The 26,411-nt window shown below is 64.1% G+C and carries 24 protein-coding genes; 6 read left to right on the forward strand and 18 right to left on the reverse strand.

Annotated elements, in window-relative coordinates:
• Positions 1–150 precede the first annotated feature (150 nt).
• The 12 genes from CIT40_RS12000 to CIT40_RS12055 all read right to left on the reverse strand — a co-directional run bounded on the left by CIT40_RS12000 (position 151) and on the right by CIT40_RS12055 (position 14,213).
• Positions 151–1,122 carry a quinone oxidoreductase family protein gene (locus CIT40_RS12000; RefSeq protein WP_094896144.1) on the reverse strand — a complete coding sequence of 324 codons (972 nt, stop codon included), beginning with the start codon at positions 1,120–1,122 and terminating at the stop codon, positions 151–153.
• Positions 1,123–1,211: 89 nt separating this feature from the next.
• Positions 1,212–2,207 (reverse strand): NAD(P)H-dependent flavin oxidoreductase, encoded by a 996-nt coding sequence (locus CIT40_RS12005; RefSeq protein ID WP_094896145.1) that lies wholly within the window; start codon positions 2,205–2,207, stop codon positions 1,212–1,214.
• 1,143 nt (positions 2,208–3,350) lie between these two features.
• Positions 3,351–4,001, reverse strand: coding sequence for a hypothetical protein (locus CIT40_RS12010; protein ID WP_094896147.1), 651 nt, complete (start codon positions 3,999–4,001; stop codon positions 3,351–3,353).
• A 58-nt stretch (positions 4,002–4,059) separates the two neighbouring features.
• Positions 4,060–4,257: a hypothetical protein gene (locus tag CIT40_RS12015; protein ID WP_244611954.1), complete on the reverse strand. Its 198-nt coding sequence runs from the start codon at positions 4,255–4,257 to the stop codon at positions 4,060–4,062.
• Positions 4,258–4,507: 250 nt separating this feature from the next.
• On the reverse strand, positions 4,508–6,604 hold the full coding sequence (locus CIT40_RS12020; protein WP_244611955.1) for a phospholipase D-like domain-containing protein: 2,097 nt from the start codon (positions 6,602–6,604) through the stop codon (positions 4,508–4,510).
• A gap of 172 nt (positions 6,605–6,776) precedes the next feature.
• Entirely contained in the window at positions 6,777–8,183 is a 1,407-nt protein-coding gene (locus tag CIT40_RS12025; RefSeq protein ID WP_094896149.1) for a hypothetical protein, read from the reverse strand.
• Positions 8,184–8,451: 268 nt separating this feature from the next.
• The gene (locus tag CIT40_RS12030; RefSeq protein ID WP_094896150.1) at positions 8,452–9,240 is read right to left on the reverse strand and encodes a fumarylacetoacetate hydrolase family protein; all 789 of its coding nucleotides are present in this window, start codon (positions 9,238–9,240) and stop codon (positions 8,452–8,454) included.
• Positions 9,237–10,256, reverse strand: coding sequence for a 2-dehydropantoate 2-reductase (locus CIT40_RS12035; protein WP_094896151.1), 1,020 nt, complete (start codon positions 10,254–10,256; stop codon positions 9,237–9,239). Before CIT40_RS12035 ends, CIT40_RS12030 begins: the two co-directional genes overlap by 4 nt.
• 94 nt (positions 10,257–10,350) lie before the next feature.
• Entirely contained in the window at positions 10,351–10,779 is a 429-nt protein-coding gene (locus tag CIT40_RS12040; protein ID WP_094896152.1) for a CBS domain-containing protein, read from the reverse strand.
• Positions 10,780–10,969: 190 nt separating this feature from the next.
• A complete protein-coding gene (gene oxlT, locus CIT40_RS12045; RefSeq protein WP_094896153.1) occupies positions 10,970–12,292 on the reverse strand; it encodes an oxalate/formate MFS antiporter in 1,323 nt (440 codons plus the stop codon).
• Positions 12,293–12,543: 251 nt separating this feature from the next.
• Positions 12,544–13,830, reverse strand: a complete 1,287-nt coding sequence (gene oxlT, locus CIT40_RS12050; RefSeq protein WP_094896154.1) for an oxalate/formate MFS antiporter — start codon at positions 13,828–13,830, stop codon at positions 12,544–12,546.
• Between the two features lie 245 nt (positions 13,831–14,075).
• Positions 14,076–14,213, reverse strand: a complete 138-nt coding sequence (locus CIT40_RS12055) for a hypothetical protein (RefSeq protein WP_167443339.1) — start codon at positions 14,211–14,213, stop codon at positions 14,076–14,078.
• A 283-nt stretch (positions 14,214–14,496) separates the two neighbouring features.
• On the opposite strand from CIT40_RS12055, the gene CIT40_RS12060 reads away from it, so the two are divergent.
• The gene (locus CIT40_RS12060; protein WP_094896155.1) at positions 14,497–15,828 is read left to right on the forward strand and encodes an Hsp70 family protein; all 1,332 of its coding nucleotides are present in this window, start codon (positions 14,497–14,499) and stop codon (positions 15,826–15,828) included.
• 189 nt (positions 15,829–16,017) lie between these two features.
• Here the strand turns inward: CIT40_RS12060 and CIT40_RS12065 are convergent, their stop codons facing one another.
• Together CIT40_RS12065 and CIT40_RS12070 are read right to left on the reverse strand one after the other, a co-directional pair.
• Positions 16,018–16,461, reverse strand: coding sequence for an SRPBCC family protein (locus tag CIT40_RS12065; RefSeq protein WP_094896156.1), 444 nt, complete (start codon positions 16,459–16,461; stop codon positions 16,018–16,020).
• A gap of 143 nt (positions 16,462–16,604) precedes the next feature.
• The gene (locus CIT40_RS12070; RefSeq protein ID WP_094896157.1) at positions 16,605–17,294 is read right to left on the reverse strand and encodes a hypothetical protein; all 690 of its coding nucleotides are present in this window, start codon (positions 17,292–17,294) and stop codon (positions 16,605–16,607) included.
• A gap of 115 nt (positions 17,295–17,409) precedes the next feature.
• Here CIT40_RS12070 and CIT40_RS12075 point away from each other — a divergent pair, with 115 nt between their 5' ends.
• The 4 genes from CIT40_RS12075 to CIT40_RS12090 all read left to right on the forward strand — a co-directional run bounded on the left by CIT40_RS12075 (position 17,410) and on the right by CIT40_RS12090 (position 19,465).
• On the forward strand, positions 17,410–18,384 hold the full coding sequence (locus CIT40_RS12075) for an alpha/beta hydrolase family protein (protein WP_094896158.1): 975 nt from the start codon (positions 17,410–17,412) through the stop codon (positions 18,382–18,384).
• A gap of 248 nt (positions 18,385–18,632) precedes the next feature.
• The gene (locus CIT40_RS12080; RefSeq protein ID WP_026201564.1) at positions 18,633–18,842 is read left to right on the forward strand and encodes a cold-shock protein; all 210 of its coding nucleotides are present in this window, start codon (positions 18,633–18,635) and stop codon (positions 18,840–18,842) included.
• A gap of 99 nt (positions 18,843–18,941) precedes the next feature.
• On the forward strand, positions 18,942–19,184 hold the full coding sequence (locus CIT40_RS12085; protein ID WP_094896159.1) for a transcriptional regulator: 243 nt from the start codon (positions 18,942–18,944) through the stop codon (positions 19,182–19,184).
• A gap of 65 nt (positions 19,185–19,249) precedes the next feature.
• Complete coding sequence (locus tag CIT40_RS12090; RefSeq protein ID WP_162307458.1) at positions 19,250–19,465, forward strand: hypothetical protein; 216 nt, start codon at positions 19,250–19,252, stop codon at positions 19,463–19,465.
• A 38-nt stretch (positions 19,466–19,503) separates the two neighbouring features.
• On the opposite strand, the gene CIT40_RS12095 is transcribed toward CIT40_RS12090, so the two are convergent.
• The 4 genes from CIT40_RS12095 to CIT40_RS12110 form a co-directional block, all read right to left on the reverse strand.
• The gene (locus tag CIT40_RS12095; RefSeq protein WP_094896161.1) at positions 19,504–19,686 is read right to left on the reverse strand and encodes a hypothetical protein; all 183 of its coding nucleotides are present in this window, start codon (positions 19,684–19,686) and stop codon (positions 19,504–19,506) included.
• A 294-nt stretch (positions 19,687–19,980) separates the two neighbouring features.
• Entirely contained in the window at positions 19,981–21,258 is a 1,278-nt protein-coding gene (frc, locus tag CIT40_RS12100; RefSeq protein ID WP_094896162.1) for a formyl-CoA transferase, read from the reverse strand.
• A 154-nt stretch (positions 21,259–21,412) separates the two neighbouring features.
• Positions 21,413–23,146: an oxalyl-CoA decarboxylase gene (gene oxc, locus CIT40_RS12105; RefSeq protein WP_094896163.1), complete on the reverse strand. Its 1,734-nt coding sequence runs from the start codon at positions 23,144–23,146 to the stop codon at positions 21,413–21,415.
• 60 nt (positions 23,147–23,206) lie between these two features.
• Entirely contained in the window at positions 23,207–23,899 is a 693-nt protein-coding gene (locus CIT40_RS12110) for a GntR family transcriptional regulator (protein WP_162006348.1), read from the reverse strand.
• A 351-nt stretch (positions 23,900–24,250) separates the two neighbouring features.
• Between CIT40_RS12110 and CIT40_RS12115 the strand changes: the two genes are divergently transcribed.
• On the forward strand, positions 24,251–26,380 hold the full coding sequence (locus CIT40_RS12115) for an acetate--CoA ligase family protein (protein WP_094896165.1): 2,130 nt from the start codon (positions 24,251–24,253) through the stop codon (positions 26,378–26,380).
• The last annotated feature ends 31 nt before the right edge of the window (positions 26,381–26,411 follow it).

Raw genomic sequence — 26,411 nt, forward strand, 5'->3', positions numbered from 1 at the left:
GCTAGTGATTTGCAGGAGCGTTTCAAGGCTTGCTCCGGCGCGTAGGGTGGGCAAAGCGAAGCGTGCCCACGTATCTTTCGCGACCGAGAGAGGTGGTGGGCACGGCGCTGCGCCTTTGCCCACCCTATGAGACCTCGACCGGAGCGACGGCTACGGCACCGTCACGACGATCTTCCCCAGATGCTTGTTCGCCTCCATGTGCTCGAACGCCTGGTCGATGTCGGCGAATGCAAACACCCGGTCGATCGGCAGCTGAAGCGTTCGCGATTCGACCGCGCCCCAGATGTCCTTCCTGACCTCCTCGAAGATCTCGCGAACCTCCTCGATGGTGCGGGTGCGGAAGGTGACGCCGACATAGTCGATGCGGCGCGCCGCATGTAGGTCGAAGTTGAAATCGGCATGTGTGCCGCCGAGCCGGCCGACATTGACGATGCGGCCCAGCACCCTGGTCGCCGCGAGGTTCTGGTTCGCGACCTGGCCCGAGACCTGGTCGACGATGAGGTCGACGCCTTCGCCGTTCGTCGCCTTCAGGACCTCGTCGACCCATTTGGGGTCCGAGCTGTCGACCGCGAGGTCGGCGCCGTACTCCTTCAGCCGGCCGCGGCGGGTGGCGTCGGTCGAGGAGCCGATTACGAGCCTTGCGCCCTTGAGCCTTGCAATCTGCATCGCCATCAGGCCGACGCCGGAACTCGCACCCTGGATCAGCACGCTCTGGCCCGCCTGCACGCCGCCGACGGTGACGACGGCGTTGTGCATGGTCGCGAGCGCGACGGGCAGGGTGGCGGCTTCCTCGAAATTCATGTTCGAGGGCGCGCGGAACAGCCGGCCGTGATCGGCCAGCGTGTACTCGGCAAACGCAGCGCCGCCCGAGCCCATGATGCGGTCGCCGACCGCCAAGCCCTTGGCGTCCGGCCCAAGCTCGGCGACCTCGCCGGCCCACTCCATGCCGAGCACGGTGCCGGCGCCGCCGGCCGCGCCGTGCGCGTGCCCCCTGCGCATGCCGGTGTCGGCCCGGTTGAGCCCGCAGGCGCGGACGCGGACGAGCACTTGCGTGCCCTTAGGTTTTGGTTGAACGACGTCGGAAATCCGAGCGCCTTCAGGACCGTAGACGTAAGCTTTCATGTGTTTCCTCGAACTCAATTGAGTTTGTAGATGAAGCTCGATGCCGCTGTTCGCCTCCCCCCGCAAGCGGGGAGAGCGGAAAGAAAGGATCACTCCGCGGCTTCGCGTTGCGGCTGCACGATCATGCCTTCGAGCCGGCTGCGGATGATGGCTTCCGCCTCGCGCACGATGCGGGAGACCAGTTCGGCGCAGCTCGGGATGTCCTGGATCAGGCCCTGCACCTGGCCGGCCGACCAGATGCCTTCGTCGGAATTGCCTGTTGCGTACACCATCTTGCCGCGGGCACCCGCGACCAGCTCGCGGATATCCTCGAACTTCGCGCCCTCCTTCTCCATCGCGACGACCTTGGTCGAGATTTCATTTTTGGCGACGCGCGAGGTGTTGCGCATGGTGCGGAAGATCAGCTCGGTCTCGCGCTCGTCGTTGGCGACGATCTTCTCCTTGATGAGCTGATGGATCGGGCTCTCTTTGGTCGCCATGAAGCGCGTGCCCATGTTGATGCCCTCGGCGCCCAGCGCCAGTGCCGCGACGAGGCCGCGGGCGTCGGCAAAGCCCCCGGAGGCGATCATCGGGATCTTGATCTTGTTGGCGGCGGCGGGGATCAGGATCAGGCCGGGCGTGTCGTCCTCGCCGGGATGGCCGGCGCATTCGAAGCCGTCGATCGAGATGGCGTCGACGCCCATGCGCTCGGCCGAGAGCGCGTGGCGGACGCTGGTGCATTTGTGCACGACCTTGACGCCATGCTTCCTGAACTCGTCGACATGCTCCTGCGGCTTGTTGCCGGCGGTCTCGACCACCGTGATCCCGGCCTCGATGATGGCGGCGCGATATTCGGCATAAGGCGGCGGCTTGATCGCGGGCAGGATGGTGAGATTGACGCCGAACGGCTTGTCGGTGAGGTCGCGGCAGCGCGCGATCTCCTTGGTCAGATCCTCCGGCGTCGGCTGGGTCAGCGCGGTGATGAAGCCGAGCGCGCCGGCATTGGCAACGGCGGCGACCAGCTCGGCGCGTCCGACCCATTGCATGCCGCCCTGGACGATCGGGTGCTCGACGCCGACCAGTTTCGTGAACCGTGTCTGCAGCATGATGTGTCTCCCCCTGGGCGTCGCGCAGGCTTTGTTATCGGTTGATGCCGGCAGGATGCCGCCGGGGGTGGCAAAAGTCTATCAGCGGGGCGTGCGGTGGGGGCAGGGCGATCATGCAGGGGGAGGATTCCGTGAGGCGGATAATTGCGTTTCCTCGTTCCGTCATCCTGGGGTGCGACGCATGGGACGCAACGCATCTCCTGCGGAGCCTCGAAGGATGAGCGGCCACGCTGCGAAAGCCGGGCTGTCGCCCTTCGAGGCTTGCTCGGTGCCGCGATGCGCCCCTGAGCGCGCACCTCAGGGTGACGGTCGTAGATTTTCGCTCGCGGGGGTCATGTGCAATTCTGTCCAATCAAGACATGCCTTCGCGCTCTCGCGGCATCTCGGCCCGAGCTTTGCTCCGTTGCGTTGCCCTCATCAAGGACAAGGGCGCAGGGAAGGCCGGGCGCCGGCTGGCACCCGTAAGTCCGTGCGCAAAGAGATGCACACGGGGTGGACCACAGGTGAGCCGAACGCCCGGCCTTCCCTGCGCGATGGTTTACGGCGTACTTCGTGTTCTCCTCGGGGAGCGATGCACTATTGCCCCCGTCGCCTTGCGGATGACTGATGCGCGCACCGGTTGGCCGCCACATCACCACAGGACTTGACGCACAGACCCCGGGCGTCAGGACCACACGACTTGACCGTCCGCGCACGTCCTCGCTGGGAATCCGAGGGGTGGCGTGTGCTCGCCCCCGAAGCCATGCGAAGACGCTGTCGGCGCCGGGTCGTATGCGCGAAGCGCGCTTTGCTCACGGTGTCCCGCCCTGCAATGCTGCTCGCGCCCGACGCCGTCGCGTCCATCGCACCCCGGCCCGCAGCTCGTGACGATCGCGATCCGCCCCTTGTCTCGGGCCAGGGTGTTTCGCTTGTACGGCAAATCAGAATTTCGGTAAAGTGGAATATTTTGGCGGTTTGGGATTGACAGGCGGGGTGGAAGAATTGGCGGGGTGTTTTGCCCGACGGGCAGGGGGGCGAGCCGGACGCGGTCGGTGAACCATAGGCACCCCCGCATCAACGTCGTTGCGAGCGCAGCGAAGCAATCCAGACTATTTCCGCAGAGGGATTCTGGATGGCTTCGCTGCGCTCGCAATGACGGTGGAGCTACTCCGCCGACAGACGCACCATCTGGCGGCCGCCGTTGATGGCCTTGAGGCGATTGACGAAGTTTTCCGGACGCTGCCAGCGATTGGGGACCTCGAGGCCCATGAACTCGGCGATGTCGCCGATGAAGCCGGTGCAGTTCATGGTCTCGGCGTTCCAGACCGGCGAGTTCGCCTGCAGTTTCTTGATGTAGGCGAACACGCGCCTGGCGTCGGCCTCGTTCAGATAGACGCGGTAGCTCGCGGTCAGATATTCCGGATCGAGATCGCCGTAGCTCGCGCCGGTCTCCGAGGGAACAAAGGTGAGGTGGCCGAGCACGTAGGCCAACGTGTCGCCGGCGGGCGTGAGGCCGGCGACTTCGACCGCCTTCTCGCTGGTCTTGCCGTACCAGACGAAGGCGTGGCCCCAGCTCGCGGCCGTTCGTGCGCGGAAATCGACGTAGTAAGGACCCTTCTCCGCGCGGGCGACGGAGCGTCGCGTCGATTGCGGCGCCGGTCGTGACGTTGAGTCGGTCGTGGCAAGCGCGTCGGCATCGGCAATGCGCTTGTTCGCTTCGTGGGCCGAGGCCGATTGCGCCGTACACGCGATCATGGCCGCGAAAGCGACCCCCGCAAGGATGCAGGGTCTCGATCGGTCAGGTTTGTTCATCACGCGATGCCCCTCGACTGTCGGCCGCTTACGCCAGGTTTTGCGCTTGGTCCGTTGCGCGTCAGTAGCGCGCACCGACCGGGCCGGGCGCCTTGCCAATCGGTGCTTTTCCAACAGGGCTTTTGCCAATCGGCATCTTGCCGATCGGTGCCTGCTCGGCCGGATAGACAGGCACAGGCTGGCGGCGCGGCAGATCCGCGGCGTTCGCAGCCGTCACCAGAGCAAGCGTAGCACCCAAAGCAATTACAATCTTCTTCACAGCGATACCCCTAGAAGGTTTGGTCGAAACACGGTCATGCCGTGCCCCCAGACACGCCTCCCAGAAGGGCGGCGGAATGCGACCAAGTTGCGGCGCGCGCGGGACATGTTGGCGGCATTGATCGGGCGCGCGCAGATGTGATGTGTACGGATGTTTCGCAGTTGGGCGGCTCCTGACGCCGCCGCAGCCGTTCGCGGGAGCGGTTCGCTTCGCGCGACCCGTCCCGCGATTTTCCGGGCGTTGTCACCCTTCAGGAGAACAGCAGCCGATCCTTGATCTTGTGTCCGACGGTGAAGTCCTCTTCGAACCACGCCTTTTCGCCCGGGCCCGGCGGCCGCGCCAGATGCAGCCTCTCGCCTTTGTTCTTGGCCTGCTTGACCGCGACCCGGAACGTGTAGTGGTCGAAGATGCTGAGCGCCTCGATCATGTAGGACACGGCGATGCGCCGGTCCTTGATGATCAGGAGATTTTCGCCGTTCTGACGATCGGCAGGTTTGGAGAAATTGTACGATCCCAGATAGACCCGCGCTGTCGGCTTGTCGAAGTCGATCACGGTGAACTTGTGATGCATGCGCGTGCCAGTCCCGCCGGTCGGCTCCGACTTGAACGGTTCCGGCACGTTGGCGCCGAGCTCGGCGGCGAACACCGGCGTGACGTTTCCGTTAGGGTCCTGCACATCGATGCCTCCGACCTTCTTGTCGGATATGCCGTAGACGAAGATATTGCCGTCCTTGGTGAGGTCTTCGATGGCGTCACGCACGGAGCCGTTCGTCTGGAATAGAAAGGCGAGCGAGTAGAGCAATGACGACGTCGTGCTCTTGAGGTCGGCCGCGATCTCGTCAAGCTTGGCGTTGGCGGCGCTGTGCGGCGAGAACGCCACCTTGGCGTCGATGCCGGGAAGGCCGAGATCCTGCCAGTCGGCGGAGGGCGTTGCGCCGAAGCCTGCGGCGCTGTTGCTCTTGGCGACGTAGCTGTCGAATGCTTCGAAGGCGAGATCGACGGGCTTCTGGCCGGTCACCTCCAGGGCGTTGTTGGCCTGCACGTAAAAGCCGCGCCAGGAGAGGTTGGTCGAGCCAAACACCACCTTCTTCACGGTCGGCCCGTTCACCGCGATCGTCTTGTTGTGCTGCAGATTGCCCATATGCTGGCGCAGCACGTTTTGGCGCCCGGCCGAGGCGACCAGCCGGCTCTCCGCAGCAGTTTCTGCGGAATCGCTGTCGCCGTGCGGGTCGCTGTCGTCGATGATGATCTTGAGCGACGGTCCGAGCTGGACGAGGCGGTCGAGGATTTCGGGCAGATTGAAGTCGTAGGCGACGACGCGGACCTCGGCATGATCGGCGATCGCCTCATCGAGGGTTTGCAGGATCGCGCCGCGCGCCTCAAATCCCATCCAGGCCAGCGCGGCCTGCGTGTCGGGATGCGTCGGCTTGAAGTCGAGCCCCTTCGCGGCGAGCGGCGCCACCAGCGTGTTGATCGGGCCATGCGCCAAATAGCGGTCGACAAAGGCCTGCGACGAGACGAAGCCGCGGGTGAAGGTGACATTGGCGATGCCGGGATAGGTCTCGCGCGCAAGCTGGATCGGCGCCTGCTGCGGCTCGCCCTTGCTGAGATTGCCTTGCGCATCCATGAACATCGGCGTGACGCGATAGATGAAGTCGCCGACGAGTTCGGCGTTACGAGGGAAATGCACCCAACGGAATTTCTGGATCGGCGATTGCAGGGTCGAGAGCTTTTGGGGATTGACGTTGCCCGATGCGTCGAGAAAGCCAAGCCGGTTGTTCAACGCAAAGAACGCGCTGCCGCCGGGCTCCTGGTACTCGATCGCGAATCCGACGAAATTCGCCGGCGGCTGGCCGGTCTTCCAGTTCATCGCAATCAGCGTCATGCCGTCGCCGCGATGCAGCTTCAGCGAAAATGGCGCATTGGCGTTGGTGCCAACGACCTGGAAGCCCGACGCGCCCGGGGGCGGATTCGACGGGGTGGGCGGTGTCACTGCCGGCGTGGGAACGGCCGGCGGCGTCGTGGCCGCCGGTTTGGTCGACGTGCCCGCCTTCTTCGCAATCTTGCCCGTGCCGGTCTTTTTCGTCCTGGACGCGCCGGTCTTGCTTTTCTTCGCCGTCTTGCTCTTCTTCGCCTTGGCGGCTTTCCTGCTCGCCTTGGACTTGGTTACCTTCTTGCCCGCCTTTGATCTGGCAGTCTTGGATTTGGTCGTCTTGGACTTGGCAGGCTTGGACTTGGCAGCCTTGGACTTGGCAGTCTTGGATTTGGCAGACTTGGCCGATTTAGACGTCTTGGCTGCTTTGGATCTTGCCTTCTTGGCAGGCTTGGTGACTTTCCGGGCGGCCATGGACGGATCCTCCGAATATCAATGTTGGCGGCACGGGCGTATCGGTGCCGGCGATGGAATGATGATCGGGTCGATAAAGCCGAAATCCAAATGCTCGCGCCAAGATTGTATCACGGGCGGAGTGAAGCGAGAATAGCTGGCGGTCTCGATTTGTTGCGATGCAGGGGCAGCGTCACCCGATCCGGTTCAGGCTATTGCGGATCGTCGAGAAAATGCCGCCGATGTCCTTGCGCAAGGCATCGAGCGCGTTGAAATTGTCGAACACGCGGGCGAGGCGGTCTTCGACCTCGCGCTTGCTTTTGGTCAGCGCATCGACGCGCGAGGCGAGGGTGACGTCGCCGTTCGCCTCGATCTCGCCGACGGTCCTGGCGAGGAGATCGCGGGTGGTGCCGACCTCCGCGATCAGGGCTTCGATGCCGAACACGGGCGCCTTCAACGGGACGAGGTCGGCCTGCGATTTCGACAGCTCCGCCTTGAAGGCGTTCAGTGTCGCCAACGTCTCGTGCAGAGCGCCGAGGCGCTGGCGCGACTGCAGGACGAACTCGTTCAGCGCGTTCTGGCGCTCAGTGAGGGTCTTGCCGTCGGCATCCGTCTCGACATCGGCGAGCGATCGTTCGAGCTGGGCCTGGCGCTGGCCGAGCTCCTCGAAGTCGAACCTGATGGCCTTCAAGATGTTGAAGCCGTCGTCGATGCGGGCGAGGCGCTGCTCAATCTCGATCTTGTTCTTCGACAGCGTCTCGACGCGGGTGGGCAGCGGCGTCCCGTCGCCGGTCTCGAGCTCGTCGATGGTCTTGGCCAGGCGGTCATGGCTGAGGCTGAGCTCGCTGATCAGCGCGTTGATGCCGGCGTCGCTCGACCGCAGAGGCACAAGCTCGGCGTGGGATTTGGCGAGGTCTTCCTTGTGCTGGTTGAGGGTCGCGAACGTCTCCTGCACCGCGCTCACCCGCCCCAGAAGCGCCGCCACGTCGCGCGCGATGTCCCTCTGCCGGTCAGCGAGGTTGTTCTTGCGGTCGTCGGTCTCGAGGTCGTGCAGGGAGCGTTCGAGCTGGTTCTGACGGTCGCGGATTTCGGTGAAGACCGGCTCGACCGCGCGGCGCTGGTCGGCGACCTTGCCGACCATCTCACGCAACGCCTGTTGGCGGCGGCGGATTTCGGCCAGCTGGTCGTGCATGTCGGTGGATTCGTTGCGGCCCTGCTGAAGCAGCGCGCGCTGCTCGGTCTCACCCAGCTTGTCGTGGAGCGCGGAGACGGCCTCCCTCGGGTCGCTCTCGATCAGGTGCTGGACGGTGGCGTCGAGATGGTTTTGCAGGGCGTGGGCGACGACGACGTCCTCGCGGGTCTTCTTGAGGCGATCACGCAGCGTGTCGAGGCGCCTGTCCTGGCGCGAGAGCCGCCAGGTGGTGGCTCCGATCAGCGCCAGCGCGATCGTCCCGATGGTGCCGGTCGCGATGCGCTGCGGCATGGGAAGCGCCGCGAACGAGGCGGGCAGGTGGGCGATGTCGTAACCAAATGCCTGCTGGGCGAGAAACGCGATGGCGGCCAGCAGCACAACCCAGGCAACCAGGAAAAACAGCCACATCGTGAGTCCTCACGCCGGCACACATTTTCGCCATGATTGCTATTGGAGCGCGGAACCGAGCGCAAGGGGCGCGGTGGCTTGTGGGGCCGTTTCGGGCGGCGTGATCCACGGCTGGTTGGGTTGGCCGAACGGCGGAGGTGGGCGAGATGCCGGGTTTTCCCCAGGGGGCAGGTTCGTAGACCGCATGAGCGCAGCGACATGCGGGATGCTGCGACAAAGGCTACCCGGATGTCGCTGCGCTCATCCGGGCTACGGGACCGACTTGCAGCTACAGCCGAAACTCGTTGGTGAGCTCGCCGATGCCGTCGATTGCCACCGTGACAATATTGACCGGCTCCTTCATCACGCCGACGCCGACTGAGGTGCCGACGGCGATGAGGTCGCCGGGGAGCAGGGTCATGTCGTGCGAGATCCTGGAGACCAGCACCTCGGCGCCGAAGATCATGTCCGAGATCGGATAGTTCTGCCGCTCGGCGCCGTTGAGGATGGTGCGGACGGTCAGCTTGGCCGGATCGAGACCGGTCGCGATGACCGGGCCGAACGGGCCGTAATCGTCGATGCCCTTGGCGCGGGCCCATTGCGGGAAGGTGGGATCGCTGGTCAGGATGTCGTTGGCGGTGATGTCGTTGACGCAGGTGTAGCCGAAGATGCAGCCGTGTGCTTCGGCCGGCGACACGCGGGCGCAGGTCTTGCCGATGACGATGCCGAGTTCGCCTTCATAGGTGGTCTTGCCGTCGTAATAAGAGGGCCTGCGGATCACGGCGCCCGGCGTCGTGATGCTCGTGGTGGCCTTGAGCAGATAGAGCGGCTCCGGCGGCTCGGGCTGGTTCAGCTTGGCCGCGAGCGCATGAAAATTATTCCAGAGCGCGACGATCTTGCTGGGCGCGCAGGGCGCGAGCAACTCGACCTCAGACAGCGCCAGAATCTTGCTGGTGGCGGCGTTGCGGCCGAACATCTCGCCCTCGTGCACACTGATGCCCGACGAGGTCAGCGTGCCGAAGCCGGTCGCGCCATTGTTCCGGAAGCGCAGCCATTGCTTCATCTCGCTCGCCATCATGCCACCGCCAGTGCGCGGGGATCGCTGGGTGCCGAGACGCCGTCATAGAGCCCGGCAATGCGGGCGCGCTGGGTCACCATCGCCAGCACGGAGTCGAGCGCGGGCGTGGCGATGCCGGTGAGGCGGCCCATCTCCTGCACCACGGTGACGAGCGGGTCGATCTCCATCGGGCGGCCGCGCTCGAGGTCCTGCAGCATCGAGGTCTTGTGCGCGCCGACCTTGCGGGCGCCTTCGATGCGGCGCTCGACGTCGACGCGGAACTTGACGCCGAAGGTCTCGGCGATCGCCTGCGTTTCCATCATGATCGCGCGCGACAGCGCGCGCGTGGACGGATCGGTGCAGATCACGTCGAGCGTCGCATGGGTCAGCGCGCTGATCGGGTTGAAGCAGACGTTGCCCCAGAGCTTGAGCCAGATCTCGTCGCGGATGCGGTCGAGCACCGGCGCCTTCAGCCCGGCTGCGACGAACAAATCGGCGAGGCGCTGCACATCGGGCGTGATCTCGCCGGAGGGCTCGCCGAGCGGGAAGTTGTTGCCGTAGACGTGGCGGATCACGCCGGGCGCCTCGATCTCGGTGGCGGGATAGACGATGCAGCCGATGGCGCGCTCGGCGCCGATCTCGCGCCATTGCCGCCCGCCGGGGTCGATGCTCTCCAGCGTCGAATTCTCGTATGGGCCGCCGTGCTTGTAGAAATACCAATAGGGGATGCCGTTGACGGCGGTGACGATGCGGGTGTGGGGCCCGAGCAGCGGCCGCATCCTCTCGATCACGCCGGTGATCGAATGCGCCTTCAGCGTGATGACGATGTAATCCTGCACGCCGAGCTCAGCGGGATCGTCGGTGCAGCGCGGATGTACGGTGTGCGTCTCCTCGCCGGCGAGCAGCGTCAGGCCGCGCTCGCGCATGGCGGCAAGATGCGCGCCGCGCGCGATGAGGCTGACATCGGCGCCGGCGCGCGCAAGCTGAACCCCGAGATATCCGCCGATCGCGCCGGCGCCGTAGATGCAGATCTTCATGAAATCCTCGCGGGAGACCGGAATTTTGGGACGAATGATCCGGTCCGGCTCGAACGTGTCCGAGCCGGCCGGTAGTCGCGGGGGTGTGCGTCGCTTAGGCGGCGGCTTGCGGCATGCCGTTGAGGGCCTCGTCCATGGCAGCGGCGATGTCGCGCATGCTGATGACGGAGACGAGGCTGTAATCGTCGATGACAGGCAAATGGCGGATGTGATGCCGGTTCATCAAATGGCGGACCTGCTCGAGCGTGTCGCTGGAGCCGCAGGACACCAGTTGCTGCACCGAGACCAGCTGCGAGACCTTGACGTTGACGGCGTTCGCGCCGTGCTCGGCGACGGCGCGCACCACGTCGCGCTCGGTGAACATGCCGACGGCCGTATTACCCTCGGAGCGGACCACGTCCTTGACCACGAGAGCGCTGATGTTGTTGGCGCGCATCAGCTTGGCGGCGATACCCACCGTTTCGTTCATCCGCACCGTGACGACGCGCGGCGTCTTCTTGCGCAGAATGTCTCCGACCAGCATTGCAACCTCCCTGGGTGAATGTCGGAGCAAGTGTGGTATACATAATACCAATCGTCAAGCGTTGGTTTGGGTGATCCGAAAAATCTTGCGACAGCAATACTGACGTTGCCGGAGGCGAGAGCCGGGGAGCCAAGGAAAAAGGGGCGCATCGCTGCGCCCCTTTTCGACCCATCCGATAGCGTGTGCCGGCTCACGCCGTCTCGGTCTTGGCATTCGTCGTTGCGGTGTTCGCGCTCTCGGCTTCCTTGCCGAGGATGAAGGAGCGACGCAGCGGCTTGATCACGAACAGCGCCATCAGCGCCGCCGTCGCGTTCAAGGCGACCGCGATCACGAACACGGCCTTCCAGCCATAGGCGGTCGAGATCACGCTGGCGAGCGGCACCAGCAGCGATGCGGTGCCTTTCGCGGTGTAGAGCATGCCGTTGTTGGTGGTCGCGAATTTCGAGCCGAAGGTGTCGCCGCAGGTCGCCGGGAACAGCGAGTAGATCTCGCCGAACACGCCGAAATACACCGCGGTCGCCAGCACGAACACGACCGGGACGTGACCGTAGGCCGACAGCGTCAGCAGCATGAGGGCCGCGGTTCCGAAGGCGATGAACATGGTGTTCTCGCGGCCGATCGTGTCGGACACGAAACCGAAGAACGGGCGACCGAAGCCGTCGAAGATGCGGTCGAGCGAGATCGCGAAGGTCAATGCCGCCATCTGGAAGCCGGCGAGCGAAACCGGCGTGTCGGCGATCTTGAAGTCGTGCGCGATCGGCGCGATCTGCGCCGCGGTCATCAGACCGCCGGAGGCGACCATGACGAAGACGAGGTACATCACCCAGAAAATAGGGGCCCGCAGCACCTGCGGCGGCGTGAAGTCGATCTTGGTCTGCGGCAGATTGAGCTGCTTCTTCTTCGGCGGGATCGAGATGCGCGGCGGCTGGATGAAGAAGGCGAGCACGAACACGATCACGCCTTGGCCGATGCCGAAGTTCAGGAAGGCGTGCTGGTAGCCGCTCGAAGCGATCATGTGGGCGATCGGCACCACCGTGAGTGCGGCGCCAGCGCCGAAGCCGGCGGCGGTCGCGCCGGCGGCGAGGCCGCGTCGATCGGGGAACCATTTGAGCGCGTTGCCGACGCAGGTGCCGTACACCGCGCCCGCACCGATGCCGCCGATGACGGCCGCCGTGTAGAGCAGGGGAAGGCTGTCGGCGTAGGAATTGAGAATCCAGGAGAGCGCGATCATTACGCCGCCGAACATGACGACGATGCGCGGGCCATACTTGTCGACGAACCAGGCCTCGATCGGCACCAGCCAGGTCTCGGTCACGACGAAGATGGTGAAGGCGAGCTGGATCGCGGCGCGGCCCCAATGGTGGGCGTGATCGATCGGATCGACGAACAGCGTCCAGCCATATTGCAGGTTGGCGATCATCGCCATGCAGACGATGCCCATGGCGAGCTGGAGCCAACGGAAACCTGTGCGAAGAGGCGCGGCCGTGACGGCGCCATCCGTGCTGGAAATCATAAGAACCTCCCAACGCGCCTGATTGATTGCGACGTGGGATTGCAAGATGACCCAGTGTCGCAAATATTGTGTCTTATCGTCGCAAGCGCTTAGCGGAGCTTGGTATACGATATTCCAGAATGCAAGCCCAATCTGCGGCGGATTGTCACAAATCTGCGGTTCCCTGTCGGTGGGCAGGCCGGGACTCGCCAAACGAAAACGCCCGGCCGCGAGGCCGGGCGTCTGCTCGGTGGAAGGCTATGGTGAGCGCGTCAGGCGACGGTCGATTTGGCGACCACAACCTTGCGCCACGGCTTGAGCACCGCGATCGCCAGCAGCGAAGCCAGGATGTTGGCACCGGCCGCGATGATGAACACGCTGTCCCAGGTGCCCGACGATTGCTGCATGTAGTTGGCGATCGGCACCAGCAGTGCGGCGGTGCCCTTCGCGGTGTAGAGCAGGCCGGCATTGGTGGTGGCGAACTTGGCGCCGAACGTGTCGGTGCAGGTCGAGGGGAATAGCGAGTAGATCTCACCCCAGGCGAAGAACACGAAGCCCGACAGCAGCACGAACCAGATCGGATCGTGTCCCCAGAGGTAGAGCATCCAGATGCCGAAGCCTTCCATGCCGAAGGCGATGAACATCGTGTTCTCGCGGCCGATCATGTCGGAGATCCAGCCGAAGAACGGACGCGTCAGGCCGTTGAGCACGCGGTCGATCGTGGCCGCGAACGTCACTGCCGTCATCGTCACCGCCATCAGCGTGACCGGTACGTTGTCGACCTTCCAGTCCGCCGCGATGGGCTTCAGGTTCGCCGTCACCATCAGGCCGCCGGCGCCGACGATCACGAACATGAAATACATCAGCCAGAAGATCGGCTGACGCAGCACCTCGGTCGGCTGGTAGTTGCGCCGGGTCTGCAGCAGATTGGCGTTCGCCACCATGTTCGGCACCTGGCCCGCTTTCGGCGCGAGCAGGAAGAAGGCGAGGATGCAGATGATGATGCCCTGTCCGAGGCCGAAATAGAGGAAGGTGGTCTGGAATCCACTGTCCTTGATCATGGCCTGGATTGGCGCGACGGTCAGCGCGGAGCCCGCACCGAAGCCCGCGGCCGTGATGCCCGCGGCAAGACCGCGCTTGTCCGGAAACCATTTCAGCGCGTTGCCGACGCAAGTGCCGTAGACGCCGCCGGCGCCGATGCCGGCGATGATCATGCCGAGATAGTAGCCGTTCAGCGTGGTGGCCTGCGCGTTGATCGCCCAGCCGATGGCGCAGAGCACGCCGCCGACCAGCACCACGAGGCGAGGACCGTATTTGTCGACGAACCATCCTTCGATCGGGACCAGCCAGGTCTCGAACAGGACGAAGAGGGTAAAGGCCCATTGGATCGACGCGCGATCCCAGCCGAACTTCTTCTGGATGTCGGGGACGAAGAACGTCCAGCCGTATTGATAGTTGGCGATCATCACCATCGCCGCTACACCGACCGCCAATTGCGCCCAGCGATATGTGTCGCTAACGCGCGCTGTTGGGGCCGTTGCCTGCACCATGTCCGTCATAAAGCCTCCCGTGGCGCCTCTAATTGTTCTGCGAGCGCTGGGGCGGCATTCTTGTATTCATTATGCCAAGGTTCAAGCGCTGGTCCGGCCACCGTGCGCAAATGCCGCAGTCTTGGTCCGACTGCGGCTGTGACTCAGGGACAGCACAAGTAGAAATGGCCCCGTCCTGCGGGGCCATTCATCAAAAGTAGTATGTGGACGCTTCTTAAACCTGGCGCATCGCGCCCGCAGCGCGGTGGCGCTGCTTACAGGCCGAAGCGCGGCAGGTCGCCGTTGTGGTTCGAGATCTCGGCGCTCGCCATCAGGAACCGGTCGACAGCGGCCATGAATCGCGCGAACAGCGAGGCGGAGGGGGCAAGAGCGATGGTGGCGGTCTTGGACATCTGAAATCCCTTTCTCAAGACAGTCAGTATTGCTGTCTCATTTCGAAGGGCAATCTACGTATACCAGATGCCAGTGTCTATGCATGCCATCGCATGGCAGCATGTACTCTCCCGCATTGCAGCATAATCATCCGTTAAAGGGGCCGTATCGGGCTTAAAATTGCGGGCGGGACCGCTGCGGCAGGTGCAGATTCTGATGCGCTGCAGCAAAACCGGACTTGGCAGGGCAGACCAAAGCCGTTAGTGGTTCGCCCCCTTTTCCAGTCATCCGTCAGAGTGGTTCATGTCGAGCGCCTCGCCCGCCGTCTCGATCGGCATCGATTTTGGGACCAGCAATACGGTCGTCGCCCTTGCCGCCGACGACCGCCGGGTCGAGGCCATCCGCTTCGACCACGGCGGACAGCGCCACAGCGTCTACGTGTCGGCTTTGTGCTTCTGGGAGGACCGGCCGGGCGCCGGCGCCCAGGCGGAGGGCGGCCCCTGGGCGATCGAGACGTTCCTCGAAGGACGCCACGTCTACCGCTTTCTGCAGTCGTTCAAGACCTTTGCTGCGAGCTCCAGCTTCCAGACCACGCAAGTGTTCCGGCAGCGTTTCAAGTTCGAGGATATTCTGGCGGCGTTCCTGCGCACGCTGGCGCGCCATGGCGGCGAGAAGCTCGGCTTCGAGACGTCCAACATTACCGTCGGGCGTCCCGTGCGCTTCGCCGGCGGCAATCCCGACGAGGCGCTGGCGATGCAGCGCTACCGCGCCGCGTTCGAGCGCCTGGGCGCCGGCCACGCGCGCTACGTCTACGAGCCCGTTGGCGCGGCGTTTTCCTTTGCCCGAAGGCTGGAGCGCGATGCCACCGTGCTGGTGGCGGATTTCGGCGGCGGCACCAGCGATTTCTCCGTGATGCGTTTCTCGCGCACGGGCGGTGCCCTTCGCGCCGAGCCGCTCGGCCACGCCGGCATCGGCATCGCCGGCGACACGTTCGACTATCGCATCGTCGACCGCGTCGTCTCGCCGCGGCTCGGCAAGGGCTCCAGCTTCCGCTCGTTCGACAAGGTGCTGCCGATCCCAACCGGCCACTACACCAACCTCGCGCGTTGGCATCAGCTCGCGATGATGAAGAGCAACGGCGATCTGCGCGAACTCAGGGATCTTGCGCGCACCGCGCTGAAGCCGAAGCTGCTCGAGGATTTCATCACCATCGTCGATCTCGACCTCGGCTTTTCGCTGTACCGTGCGGTGTCGAATGCCAAGGTCGCGCTGTCGGCGCAGGACGAGGTGGATTTTCGCTTCAAGGGCGGTGGTGTCGACATCGGCGCGGCCATCACCCGGAAGAATTTCGAAGCCTGGATTGCCGACGACATCGCCCGGCTGGGGGCCACCGTCGACAAGGTGCTGGCCGAAGCCGGCGTCACCGCGCGCGAGATCGAGAAGGTGTTCCTGACCGGCGGCACCTCCTTCGTGCCGGCGGTGCGAAAATTGTTCGCCGAGCGGTTCGGCAACGAACGGCTGATGTCTGGCGACCAGTTCGAGTCGATCGCCTATGGCCTCGCGCTGATCGGGCACAGTCCCGACCCCGACCGCTGGACTGCGGGCGGCGGGCTCGAGGCGAAGGCAGGCGGGTAGGGCCTTTGCCGATCCGAGTGCGCGCCTCGTCCTTCGAGACGACCGCTTCGCGGTCTCCTCAGGATAAGGCTAAGCGGCACCGCCGCTCGTTGAAACTGGTGCCGCGCAGTCGATCCTCATCCTGAGGGCCCGCCAACGGCGGGCGTCTCCAAGGATGGCCACAAGGATGGTGCCCGCCCGATCTGCACGCTACTGATTGATCTCGGGCTCGACGAGCTTCGCCAGATTGCGCAGCGATTCCTGCCAGCCGAGATAGCAGGCCTCTGGCGGAATCACGTCGGGGATGCCGGCCTGCGTGATGTCGATCTCGGTGCCGACGGAAACCTTCTTCAGGATCACCGTGACCTCGATCTCGCCGGGCAGGTTCGGATCGTCGAACCTGTCGGTGTAGCGAAGGCGTTCGCCGGGCACGAGCTCGAGATATTCGCCGCCGAACGAATGGCTGTTGCCGGTCGTGAAATTCCGGAACGACATCTTGAACGTGCCGCCGACCTTGGGCTCGAAATGATGCACGGTGCAGGTAAAGCCGTTCGGCGGCAGCCATTTCGCCATCGCATCGGCCTCCAGGAAGGCGCGATAGACTTTTTGCGGGCTGGTCGCGAGAACGCGGTGCAGGCGGATCGTGCTGGGCATGGTTGTTGTCCTCAGTAATTGATGGGCCCGAGATTGGCGTCTCAAGATTGGCGTCTATGGCCCATTCATGTCACGAGGACGATCGCGAAGCCGCCGATCCGACAGGCGTCCTGGATTTTTTTGGAGATCGTCCGGCCGGCCTGCTAGGTGGCTGCGACATCCTGCGGCGTCATCGTGAATGACAGCCTGAAGCGGCCAACCAGGATATCCTCGCGAGCGCCCGCTGCGCGAAGTGATGCCGGCGAGAATTGGCCGGTGATCGCGTCCTCGACCACATCCGCATCGTAACCCGACAGCAGCACGATCCAGTCGGCGGTGCTATCCTTGCCGCGGATCTGCTGCTCCGTCGTGGGCGCGCTCGTGCGGGGCGTGTCGGTCAGGAGGAGGTGGGCGCCTGTCGTCCCCGGCTGCTGCGCCAATGCGCCGAGCGTTTCCGTGAGACGGATCTGCAACTCCGCGTCCCGCCCCGCTTCCGGCGTCAAGCTGATGGTCGCGAGCGAGCTCGCGACGCCGCCGCCGAAGCTGGCTGCCACCCGGCACTGGCTGCGGACCATGCCGAGGTGATGCGGCATCATCTTGGTCGACCATGGCGTCGGCGCGTTGAGCCGGTCGAGATATCCAGTCGAGGTAAGGACCTCGTAGTGTTCGAGTTCGTAGAGCACGAAGAAGCCTTCCGCGTCCGTCGTGCTGGTCCAGCGCGAACCGCGCCGGAAGCCGGCAATGCTCATCCGCTCTGGAAAGTGCTCATGCGAATGCCAGTCGCCGAACTCCGCGCGCTGGTCGGGGCGGATACTCCACCACATCGCGACGGCGGCCTTGCCCAGAAGTGACATGGTGACTCCTCGACCCGAGCGTTAAGACCAGCCCCAGCATCTACGTCTCATCAACTAAAGCCACAATTCCGCTGCCGTTCTTCGTTCAACTCCTGCGCGAAATAAGGGGGCTCCGTTGCACAGGACGCTTTGGGCTTTTGCAGCCATTCTCTGCTGTCTTGCTTTGCCTGCCAAGGCCGCGGGCATCCAGCTGCTCCAATCCGATCCGGCGCTGTCAGGCGCGATCTGGTATCCATGCGCGGCCGAGCCGACGCATGTGGCGCTGGGCAACCTTTCAGTCGGCGCCGATTTCGACTTGAAGGGCGTGAAGGATTGTCCCGTCACGGGTGCAAGGCTGCCGCTCGTGATCTACTCGCACGGCCGGGGTGGGTTCTTCGGACAGCAGCACGATACGGCCGAGGCACTGGCCGATGCCGGCTTCATCGTCGCAGCCGTCAATCATCCCGGTGACACCGCCAACGACTCCTCGCGGCGCAACACCTTGTCCGTCTGGGAATCGCGCCCGGTCGATATCGTGCGCCTGCTCGATTTCATGCTGAAGGACTGGAAGGACAGGGCGGTGATCGATCCCGCCAAAGTTGGTTTCTTCGGCTTCTCGCTGGGCGGTGCTACCGGCTTCGTGCTGATGGGGACCAGGCCGGATTTTGCGAGGATCGCGGGCCTCTGCAAGGAGACGACCGGCGCGTGCGCCGAGCTGCACAATGGCGTGACGCCACCAGAGCCGGTCCACGATGCGCGTATCCGCGCTGCCGTGATCATAGATCCCGCGCCGGGCCTCCTGACGCGGGAGAACCTCGCCGCTGTCAAGGTGCCGTTCCAGTTCTGGCGGTCGCGGTTCGGCGGCCCCGGCGTCGGCGACGGTTCAGGAACCGAGCGCGTTGCCGAGGGTCTGCCCGGCAAGCCGGAGATTCATGTCGTGCCGGCTGGCCACTTTGCGTTCCTCGCTCCGTGTTCTCCCGAACTCGCGGCGGCCGTCCCGCGCATCTGCACGGATGTGCCGGCGGGGTTCGACAGAGCAGGCTTTCACCGCGCGTTCAACGCGGCGGTGGTGACGTTCTTCCGTGAGCAGCTTGCTGGCGGAGATCACTGAGCGTCTTCGCGCGAGGGGCGCCGGGGCGGTCGCCTCGAACCTGGGTTCGTTCCGCCGGTTCCCGGTGCAAATAAGCCTGGGCTGAGCCTTGCAAGTGGGGATTGTGAGGTATACCGTGAATCCGTTCGTTCAGCCGCTGTGCCTTGTTGAATGCGCCCGCGGGCTCCTTTTCCAGAGACATCGACGAGTTGAATTGGTTTCGCGTGAGCGTCACGCGGGATTTGCGCTTGTGCGCTTTGGAGAAGAAAATGACGACAGGTACCGTGAAGTGGTTCAACGGCCAGAAGGGCTTTGGATTCATTCAGCCCGACGACGGCGGCAACGATGTGTTCGTTCACATCAGCGCGGTCGAGCGGGCTGGTCTTGCGGGTCTCGCTGAGGGCCAAAAGGTCAACTTCGAGGCCAAGACCGATAAGATGCGGGGCAAGGTCAGCGCTGAGAATCTCTCGCTGGCTTGAGCTCTCTGGTGCCGTTTCACGGATGTACTGAAACGGTGGCGCTGCCCGCTCGATCGTAAGGATTGAGCGGGTTTTGTCCGTTGTGAAGCAGGGTGAAGGATGAGCGCCAAGAAATCGGCAGAACCGTCTCCTGAAGGTATCGCGCGTTCCAACCGTCAGCGCCTGGCGGCTGAAGAAGGAGCGCGTGCGATGGCGGATGCCGGAAAGCAGGCGATCGACGTTCGCAAGAACATGGCGCGGCTTCGGGAGCTGCGCGAAGCCAAGGAAGCGGCCGACGCAACCCTTCGCGCATCGTTGCCGGCACCGACCCCCACGAAGCGCAAGAAGAAGTCGCCGCAATAGTCGACTTCAGCCTCGCTCCTGACGAAATCTGGAGAGGACCGGTCACATGCCAGAGAGTGCTGCGCGTGCCTAGAGTCAAGCCGGACGGCGGCGGCACGATCACCTTTTTTCTCGCGCTTGGTGCAGGACGACAGATGTGCCGGCTCGCGACGACGTATCAAACGCAGAAACAGGCCTTGAGTTATCTTCAGAGACACCGCACCGAGTTCGAGCGCATCGCGCGGACCCGGCTGGCGTCCGGGGAGTTGGAAGACGGCCTCGTCGTTCTCTCGATGCTGTAAAGCATGATCTCAGATCGTCATCAGCAACAGGACGCTTACTATTCGGGGAGCTGTTTCGACTCTGCCTCGCGGGCCAATCGCTCGGCTTTCAGCCGCTCGCGATTCTCGTTTTGGGAGTGCTGGTCCTTCGCATAATCATTCATCGGCTTCTGCGTCGTGACGGGCTTGAACGCCTTGTCTGCTTCGCGCTTGGCCCGATCAGAGGATTGGCCCTTCTGCATTTCAACCTCGCTTCGATCAAGGGACTTGGATCAAGGGACATGGCCCGCGAGCGCCGGACACGACGCCTCCCGCTTGTAAGCCGATTTGGGCTGATGAGTCACCCTCAGAGCGGGAGAGTATCATCTCGGTGTTGGGCGGGGCTGGCGCGAGGTTGGTCCCTCGCCGTCGCGACATATCCCAATTAGGCAAGCAAGCCGGGCGAAGAATAACGGCTCCCGGATGCGTCCGGTTCCTTCGGCCCGAACAAAAAGGCCGCCGAAACCGGCGGCCTTCTCGTTCATTGATACGCCCGCTTACTCAGCGGCCTGCTTTTGCGGCGGGTCGAGCGCGCCGGACTTGTGGATGTCGGCGACCTGATGGTCGCTGAAGCCCAAAACCGTGCGCAGGATCTCGTCGGTGTGCTCGCCGAGCAGCGGGGAGCGCTCGACGTCGCTCGGGGAATCCGACAGCTTGATCGGATTGCCGACCGACAGGTACTTGCCGCGGGTGGGGTGGTCGACTTCGACCACGGTACCGGTCGCGCGCAGCGATTGGTCCTCGGCGAGCTCCTTCATCGACAGGATCGGGCCGCAGGGGATGTCGTCCTTGTTCAGGATTTCCATCGCCTCGAACTTGGTCTTGGTCATCGTCCACTGCTCGATGCGGCCGAAGATCTCGTTGAGGCGCGGCAGGCGCACCGCCGGCTTGGCGTAGTTGGGGTCGGTCTTCCAGGTCGGCTCGCCGATCACGTCGCAGATCTTCTCCCAGACCGGGGCCTGGGTGATGAAGTAGATGTAGGCGTTGGGATCGGTCTCCCAGCCCTTGCACTTCAGGATGCGGCCGGGCTGGCCACCGCCGGAATCGTTGCCGGCGCGCGGCACGGCATCGCCGAACGGAATGCCTTCGCCGAACTGGCTGTATTCCTTGAGCGGGCCGTGGGCGAGGCGCTGCTGGTCGCGCAGCTTGACGCGGGCGAGGTTGAGCACGCCGTCCTGCATCGCGGCGGTGACGCGCTGCCCCTTGCCCGAATGCGTGCGCTGATAGAGCGCGGTGACGATGCCGAGCGCCAGATGAAGGCCGGTGCCGCTGTCGCCGATCTGCGCGCCGGTGACGAGCGGTAGACCGTCGCGGAAGCCGGTGGTGGAGGCGGCGCCGCCGGTGCATTGCGCGACGTTCTCATAGACCTTGCAGTCTTCGTACGGTCCGGGGCCGAAGCCCTTGATCGAGGCGACGATCATCTTCGGGTTGATCTGCTGGATCTTCTCCCAGGGGAAGCCCATGCGGTCGAGCACGCCGGGGCCGAAATTCTCGACCAGCACGTCGCACTTCTTGATCAGCTCGGTGAGGACTTCCTTGCCCTTGGGGTTCTTGGTGTCGAGCGTGATCGAACGCTTGTTATGGTTGAGCATGGTGAAATACAGGCTGTCCACGTTCGGGATGTCCTGCAGCTGGCCGCGGGTGATGTCACCCACGCCCGGACGTTCCACCTTGATCACGTCGGCGCCGAACCAGGCCAGCAGCTGCGTGCAGGTCGGCCCCGATTGAACGTGGGTGAAGTCGAGAATGCGAACGCCCTCGAGCGCTTTGGTCATCGTGTTGCTCCTGTTACCACTTTGTTTCCGTCATGCCCGCGAAGGCGGGCATCCAGTATTCGCTGTCGTTTCAGTTGGGCTCAGTGCTCGCCACCCATGTGGTCTGGCGGTTACTGGATTCCCCACCTGCGCGGGGAATGACCCGGCGGGGGACTTACTTCTTCTTCTGCAGAACGCTCTGCGGATTGAGGTTGCCGATGCGGCCGCTTTCCGAGCCGGCGGCCGGATCGATCACCGCATTGATGAGCGTCGGCTTGCCGGACTTCATCGCCTCGACGACGGCGCGCTTGAGCTCGTCGGGCGAGGTGGCATTCACGCCCACTCCGCCGAAGGCTTCCATCATCTTGTCGTAGCGCGCGCCCTTGACGAACACCGTCGTCGCCGGATCGGCGTTGACGCTGTTGACGTCGGTGCCGCGATAGATGCCGTCATTGTTGAAGATGACGACGCAGATCGGAAGGTTGTAGCGGCAGATGGTCTCGACCTCCATGCCGGAGAAGCCGAACGCCGAGTCGCCTTCGACCGCGAGCACGGGGTGACCGGTCTCGAGCGCAGCGGCGATCGCCTGGCCCATGCCGATGCCCATCACGCCCCAGGTGCCGACGTCGAGACGCTTGCGCGGCCGATACATGTCGATGACGCCGCGGGCGAGGTCGAGCGTGTTGGCGCCCTCGTTGACGAGGATCGCCTCGGGATGATCCTTGATGACGTTCTTCAAGACGCCGAGTGCGCCGTGATAGTCCATCGGCGATTTGTTGTTCATGAGCTTCGGCGCCATCTTGGCGACGTTCTCTTCGCGCTTGGACGAAATCGCCTTGGTCCATTCGGCGGGCGGGGCGGTCCAGCCCGAAGCCATGGCCTGGTTGAACGCCGAGACGACCGAGCCGATGTCGCCGACCACGGGGGCGACGATCTCGACGTTGGAGTCCATCTCGCGCGGCTCGATGTCGACCTGGATGAACTTCTTGGGCGCTTCGCCCCAGTTCTTGCCCTTGCCGTGCGAGAGCAGCCAGTTCAGCCGCGCGCCGATCAGCAGCACGACGTCGGACTCTTTCAGCACCGTCGAGCGGGCAGCGCCTGCGCATTGCGGATGGGTGTCGGAGAGGAGGCCCTTGGCCATGCTCATCGGCAGGAAGGGGATGCCGCTCTTCTCGACGAAGGTCTTGATCTCCTCGTCGGCCTGGGCGTAGGCTGCGCCCTTGCCGAGGATGATGAGCGGGCGCTTGGCGCCCTTGAGCACGTCGAGCGCGCGCTTGATCGAAGCCGGCGAGGGGATCTGCGCAGGTGCTGCGTCGATCACCTTGACCAGCGACTTCCGGCCGGCGTCGGCGTTCATCACCTGGCCGAACAGCTTGGCCGGCAGGTCGAGATAGACGCCGCCCGGACGGCCCGAGACGGCGGCGCGGATGGCACGGGCGAGACCGATGCCGATGTCCTGGGCGTGCAGCACGCGATAAGCCGCCTTGCACAGCGGCTTCGCAATCGCGAGCTGGTCCATCTCCTCGTAGTCGCCCTGCTGGAGGTCGACGATCTCGCGCTCGGACGAGCCCGAGATCAGGATCATCGGATAGCAGTTGGTGGTGGCGTGGGCGAGCGCGGTGAGACCGTTGAGGAAGCCGGGCGCGGAGACGGTGAGGCAGATGCCGGGCTTCTTGGTGAGATAGCCGGCGATGCCCGCCGCATAACCGGCATTCTGCTCGTGGCGGAACGAGATCATGCGAATGCCCGCCGCCTGCGCCATGCGGCCCAAATCCGTGATCGGGATGCCCGGCACATTATAGATGGTGTTGATGCCGTTCAGCTTGAGCGCGTCGATGACGAGGTGGAAGCCATCCGTCAGTTCCTGCTCGGTGCCCGGTGCCTCGGACTTGGTCGCGGTATTCAGCATGGGCCTTGTCTCCCTGGTCTCAATACTGGGGCGAGTTGTTCGCCCTTCTGGTGAACGTTGCTAGAAGAGTTCCTGACCGTGCGCTTCGACGTAAGCGGCAAGGCCGAGGGTGTGATCGCGGGCGCGCTTTTCGGCGAGCTCGGTGTCGCGCGCCTCCAGTGCTTCGATCATGCCGAGATGCTCGGGCAGGGAGGTCGCGGTGCGATCCTTGCGTCCGATGGTCAGCTGGCGATAGCCGCGCACGTGCAGCAGGAGGTCGTTGGTGAGATCGACCAGCACCGGCGATTCCGACAGCGAGATCAGCGCCTGGTGGAAGGCGATGTTGGCGCGCGAATATTCCTCGACGTGATCCTCGGGCAGGCGGTCCTTGCTGAAATCCTTGAAGTAGTCGCGCAGCGCCGTGATGTCCTTCTTGCGCGCGGTCGTCGTGATGAGACGCGCGGCCATGCTCTCCAGCGCCGCCCAGGCGCGGATCATGTCGACGATCTCGCTCTTGGTCCGGCGCACCACCATGATGCCGCGGCGCGGCACGGTCTTCACGAAACCGTCCTGCTCGAGCATCGCGATGGCTTCGCGGATCGGGGTGCGGCTGACACCCAGGCGTTCGGACAGCGCGCGCTCGTCGAGCATCACCGGCTCGGGCGTCGAGTAGATGTCCATCTTGAGGATGGCTTCCTTCAAGGCGTCATACGCCTTGTTCTTGAAGCTCGACTCCGGGGCAATACGAACGATTGCGATATCTGCCTCGGCCATGTTCGGCAACGCCTTGGTTGGTTTCCGCAGTGACACGACGAATCTCCTCCAGTGGGAGTCGTCTTTTACAGGATTATTAACGGGAAAGTTTTTGGCATACCAAATGCCAGAATGTCAAGCTGGCTATTTTTTGCAGCATTCTAATCGGCGTCGCGGCTTGACAAGTTGGCTTCTGGCATACCAAATGCCATCGCCAGCCATTTTTGATCCACGGCGGCGGAGCTGTCCAGCGCTTTGTGCCACTCCGTTCCGCGACATGGAACAGAGCGCGGCGAATGGCAAGCATCACGGGCAGCCGCTATCGACGCGCGCGCTTTGAAAAGAACGAACTAAGGTCAAGGGAGAAGCCACATGTCCAATTCCAAAGATGCCGTCCGCAAGGTGCTTGACCAGGTCAAGGCGGACAACCGCACCAGCCTGACCGCGCCGGAAGGCAAGCTGGTCTGCGACGCCTACGGCATTCCGGTACCGAAGGAGGGCGTGGCGAAGTCGGCGGGCGAGGCCGGCAAGATGGCCTCCGGAATGGGCTTCCCGGTCGTGATGAAGATCGTCTCGCCGGACATTCTCCACAAGACCGAAGCCGGCGGCGTCATCGTCGGCCTCAAGACCGCCGAGGACGCCGAAAAGGCCTATGAGACCATTCTCGGCAACGCCAGGAAGTACAAGGCCGACGCCAAGATCGACGGCGTCCAGGTGCAGCAGATGCTGGCCGGCGGCACCGAAGTCATCGTCGGCTCGATCACTGACGGCTCGTTCGGCAAGCTGGTCGCCTTCGGCCTCGGTGGCGTGCTGGTCGAGGTGTTGAAGGACATCACCTTCCGTCTCGCGCCCGCGACCAAGGAGGACGCGCTCTCGATGCTCGACGGCATCCAGGCGCACGAGATTCTCAAGGGCGTGCGCGGCGGCGAGGCGGTCAACCGCAACGCGCTTGCCGATGTCATCGTCAAGGTCTCGCAGCTCGTGACAGATTTCCCTGAAATCGTCGAGCTCGACCTCAATCCGGTGTTCGCGACGGCAAAGGGCGCGACAGCCGCTGACGTGCGCATCGTTGTTGACTTCGCCTATGTGCCGAAGCCGAAGCCGCGCCCGACCGAAGAGATCGTCGCGGCGATGAGCCGCATCATGCAGCCGAAGGCGGTCGCCGTGGTCGGCGCCTCCGCCGAAGACGGCAAGATCGGCAACTCCGTGATGAAGAACCTCATCAACGGTGGCTACAAGGGCGACATCTATCCGATCCATCCGAAGGCCGCCGAGATCCTCGGCTACAAGGCCTACAAGAGCGTCAAGGACGTGCCGGGCGTGATCGACACCGCGGTGTTCGCGATCCCCGCGAAGTTCGTCGCGGCGGCGCTCACCGAATGCGGCGAGAAGAAAATCCCGGGCGCGGTGCTGATCCCGTCGGGCTTTGCGGAGGCCGGCGCGCCGGAGCTGCAGGCCGAGATCGTCGAGGTCGGGAAGAAATACGACATCCGCCTGATGGGGCCGAACATCTACGGCTTCTACTATACGCCGGCCAATCTCTGCGCGACCTTCTGCACGGCCTACGACGTCAAGGGCCACGCGGCGCTGTCGTCGCAGTCGGGCGGCATCGGCATGGCCATCATCGGCTTCTCGCGCTCGGCCAAGATGGGCGTCTCGGCCATCGTCGGCCTCGGCAACAAGTCCGATATCGACGAGGACGATCTGCTCGCCTTCTTCGAGCAGGACCCGAACACCAACCTGATCGCTCAGCACTGCGAAGACCTGAAGGACGGTCGTGCCTTTGCGGAGGCCGCAAAGCGCGTCTCCAAGAAGAAGCCCGTCATCGTGCTCAAGGCCGGACGTACCTCGGCCGGCGCCAAGGCGGCCTCGTCGCATACCGGCGCGCTCGCCGGTAACGACAAGATCTACGAGGACGTGCTGGCGCAGTCGGGCGTGATCCGCGCCCGCAGCCTGCGGCAATTGCTCGAATTCGCCCGCGGCGTGCCGGTGCTGCCGACGCCAAAGGGCGAGAACGTGCTGATCATCACCGGTGCCGGCGGTTCCGGCGTGCTGCTGTCCGACTCCTGCGTCGACAACGGCCTGTCGCTGATGTCGATGCCGCCGGATCTCGATGCGGCCTTCCGCAAATTCATCCCGCCGTTCGGAGCTGCCGGAAATCCTGTGGATATCACCGGCGGCGAGCCGCCGATCACCTACGTCAACACGGTGAAGCTCGGCCTCTCCGACGAGCGCATCCATTCGCTGATCCTCGGCTATTGGCACACCATCGTCACGCCGCCGATGGTGTTCGCCCGCAACATGGTCGAGGTGAAGAAGGAGATGGAGGCCAAGGGCTTCGTGAAGCCGATCGTCGCCTCGCTCGCGGGCGACGTCGAGGTCGAGGAAGCCGCCGAATATCTCTACCAGAACGGCATCCCGGCCTACGCCTATTCGACCGAGCTGCCGGTCGAGGTGCTCGGTGCCAAGTACAAATGGGCGCGCGGGGCAGGGCTGCTCTGACGATCTTCGCCTCTCCCCGCTTGCGGAGAGA

The organism is Bradyrhizobium amphicarpaeae, from assembly GCF_002266435.3.
Taxonomy (GTDB): Bacteria; Pseudomonadota; Alphaproteobacteria; order Rhizobiales; family Xanthobacteraceae; genus Bradyrhizobium; species Bradyrhizobium amphicarpaeae.

Coding starts and splice junctions, on each gene's coding strand:
- CIT40_RS12000 (WP_094896144.1), bottom strand. CDS start 1,122: ATGAAAGCTTACGTCTACGGTCCTGAAGGCGCTCGGATTTCCGACGTC.
- CIT40_RS12005 (WP_094896145.1), bottom strand. CDS start 2,207: ATGCTGCAGACACGGTTCACGAAACTGGTCGGCGTCGAGCACCCGATC.
- CIT40_RS12020 (WP_244611955.1), bottom strand. CDS start 6,604: ATGGCCGCCCGGAAAGTCACCAAGCCTGCCAAGAAGGCAAGATCCAAA.
- CIT40_RS12025 (WP_094896149.1), bottom strand. CDS start 8,183: ATGTGGCTGTTTTTCCTGGTTGCCTGGGTTGTGCTGCTGGCCGCCATC.
- CIT40_RS12030 (WP_094896150.1), bottom strand. CDS start 9,240: ATGATGGCGAGCGAGATGAAGCAATGGCTGCGCTTCCGGAACAATGGC.
- CIT40_RS12035 (WP_094896151.1), bottom strand. CDS start 10,256: ATGAAGATCTGCATCTACGGCGCCGGCGCGATCGGCGGATATCTCGGG.
- CIT40_RS12040 (WP_094896152.1), bottom strand. CDS start 10,779: ATGCTGGTCGGAGACATTCTGCGCAAGAAGACGCCGCGCGTCGTCACG.
- oxlT (WP_094896153.1), bottom strand. CDS start 12,292: ATGATTTCCAGCACGGATGGCGCCGTCACGGCCGCGCCTCTTCGCACA.
- oxlT (WP_094896154.1), bottom strand. CDS start 13,830: ATGACGGACATGGTGCAGGCAACGGCCCCAACAGCGCGCGTTAGCGAC.
- CIT40_RS12055 (WP_167443339.1), bottom strand. CDS start 14,213: ATGTCCAAGACCGCCACCATCGCTCTTGCCCCCTCCGCCTCGCTGTTC.
- CIT40_RS12060 (WP_094896155.1), top strand. CDS start 14,497: ATGTCGAGCGCCTCGCCCGCCGTCTCGATCGGCATCGATTTTGGGACC.
- CIT40_RS12065 (WP_094896156.1), bottom strand. CDS start 16,461: ATGCCCAGCACGATCCGCCTGCACCGCGTTCTCGCGACCAGCCCGCAA.
- CIT40_RS12070 (WP_094896157.1), bottom strand. CDS start 17,294: ATGTCACTTCTGGGCAAGGCCGCCGTCGCGATGTGGTGGAGTATCCGC.
- CIT40_RS12080 (WP_026201564.1), top strand. CDS start 18,633: ATGACGACAGGTACCGTGAAGTGGTTCAACGGCCAGAAGGGCTTTGGA.
- CIT40_RS12085 (WP_094896159.1), top strand. CDS start 18,942: ATGAGCGCCAAGAAATCGGCAGAACCGTCTCCTGAAGGTATCGCGCGT.
- CIT40_RS12095 (WP_094896161.1), bottom strand. CDS start 19,686: ATGCAGAAGGGCCAATCCTCTGATCGGGCCAAGCGCGAAGCAGACAAG.
- frc (WP_094896162.1), bottom strand. CDS start 21,258: ATGACCAAAGCGCTCGAGGGCGTTCGCATTCTCGACTTCACCCACGTT.
- oxc (WP_094896163.1), bottom strand. CDS start 23,146: ATGCTGAATACCGCGACCAAGTCCGAGGCACCGGGCACCGAGCAGGAA.
- CIT40_RS12110 (WP_162006348.1), bottom strand. CDS start 23,899: ATGGCCGAGGCAGATATCGCAATCGTTCGTATTGCCCCGGAGTCGAGC.
- CIT40_RS12115 (WP_094896165.1), top strand. CDS start 24,251: ATGTCCAATTCCAAAGATGCCGTCCGCAAGGTGCTTGACCAGGTCAAG.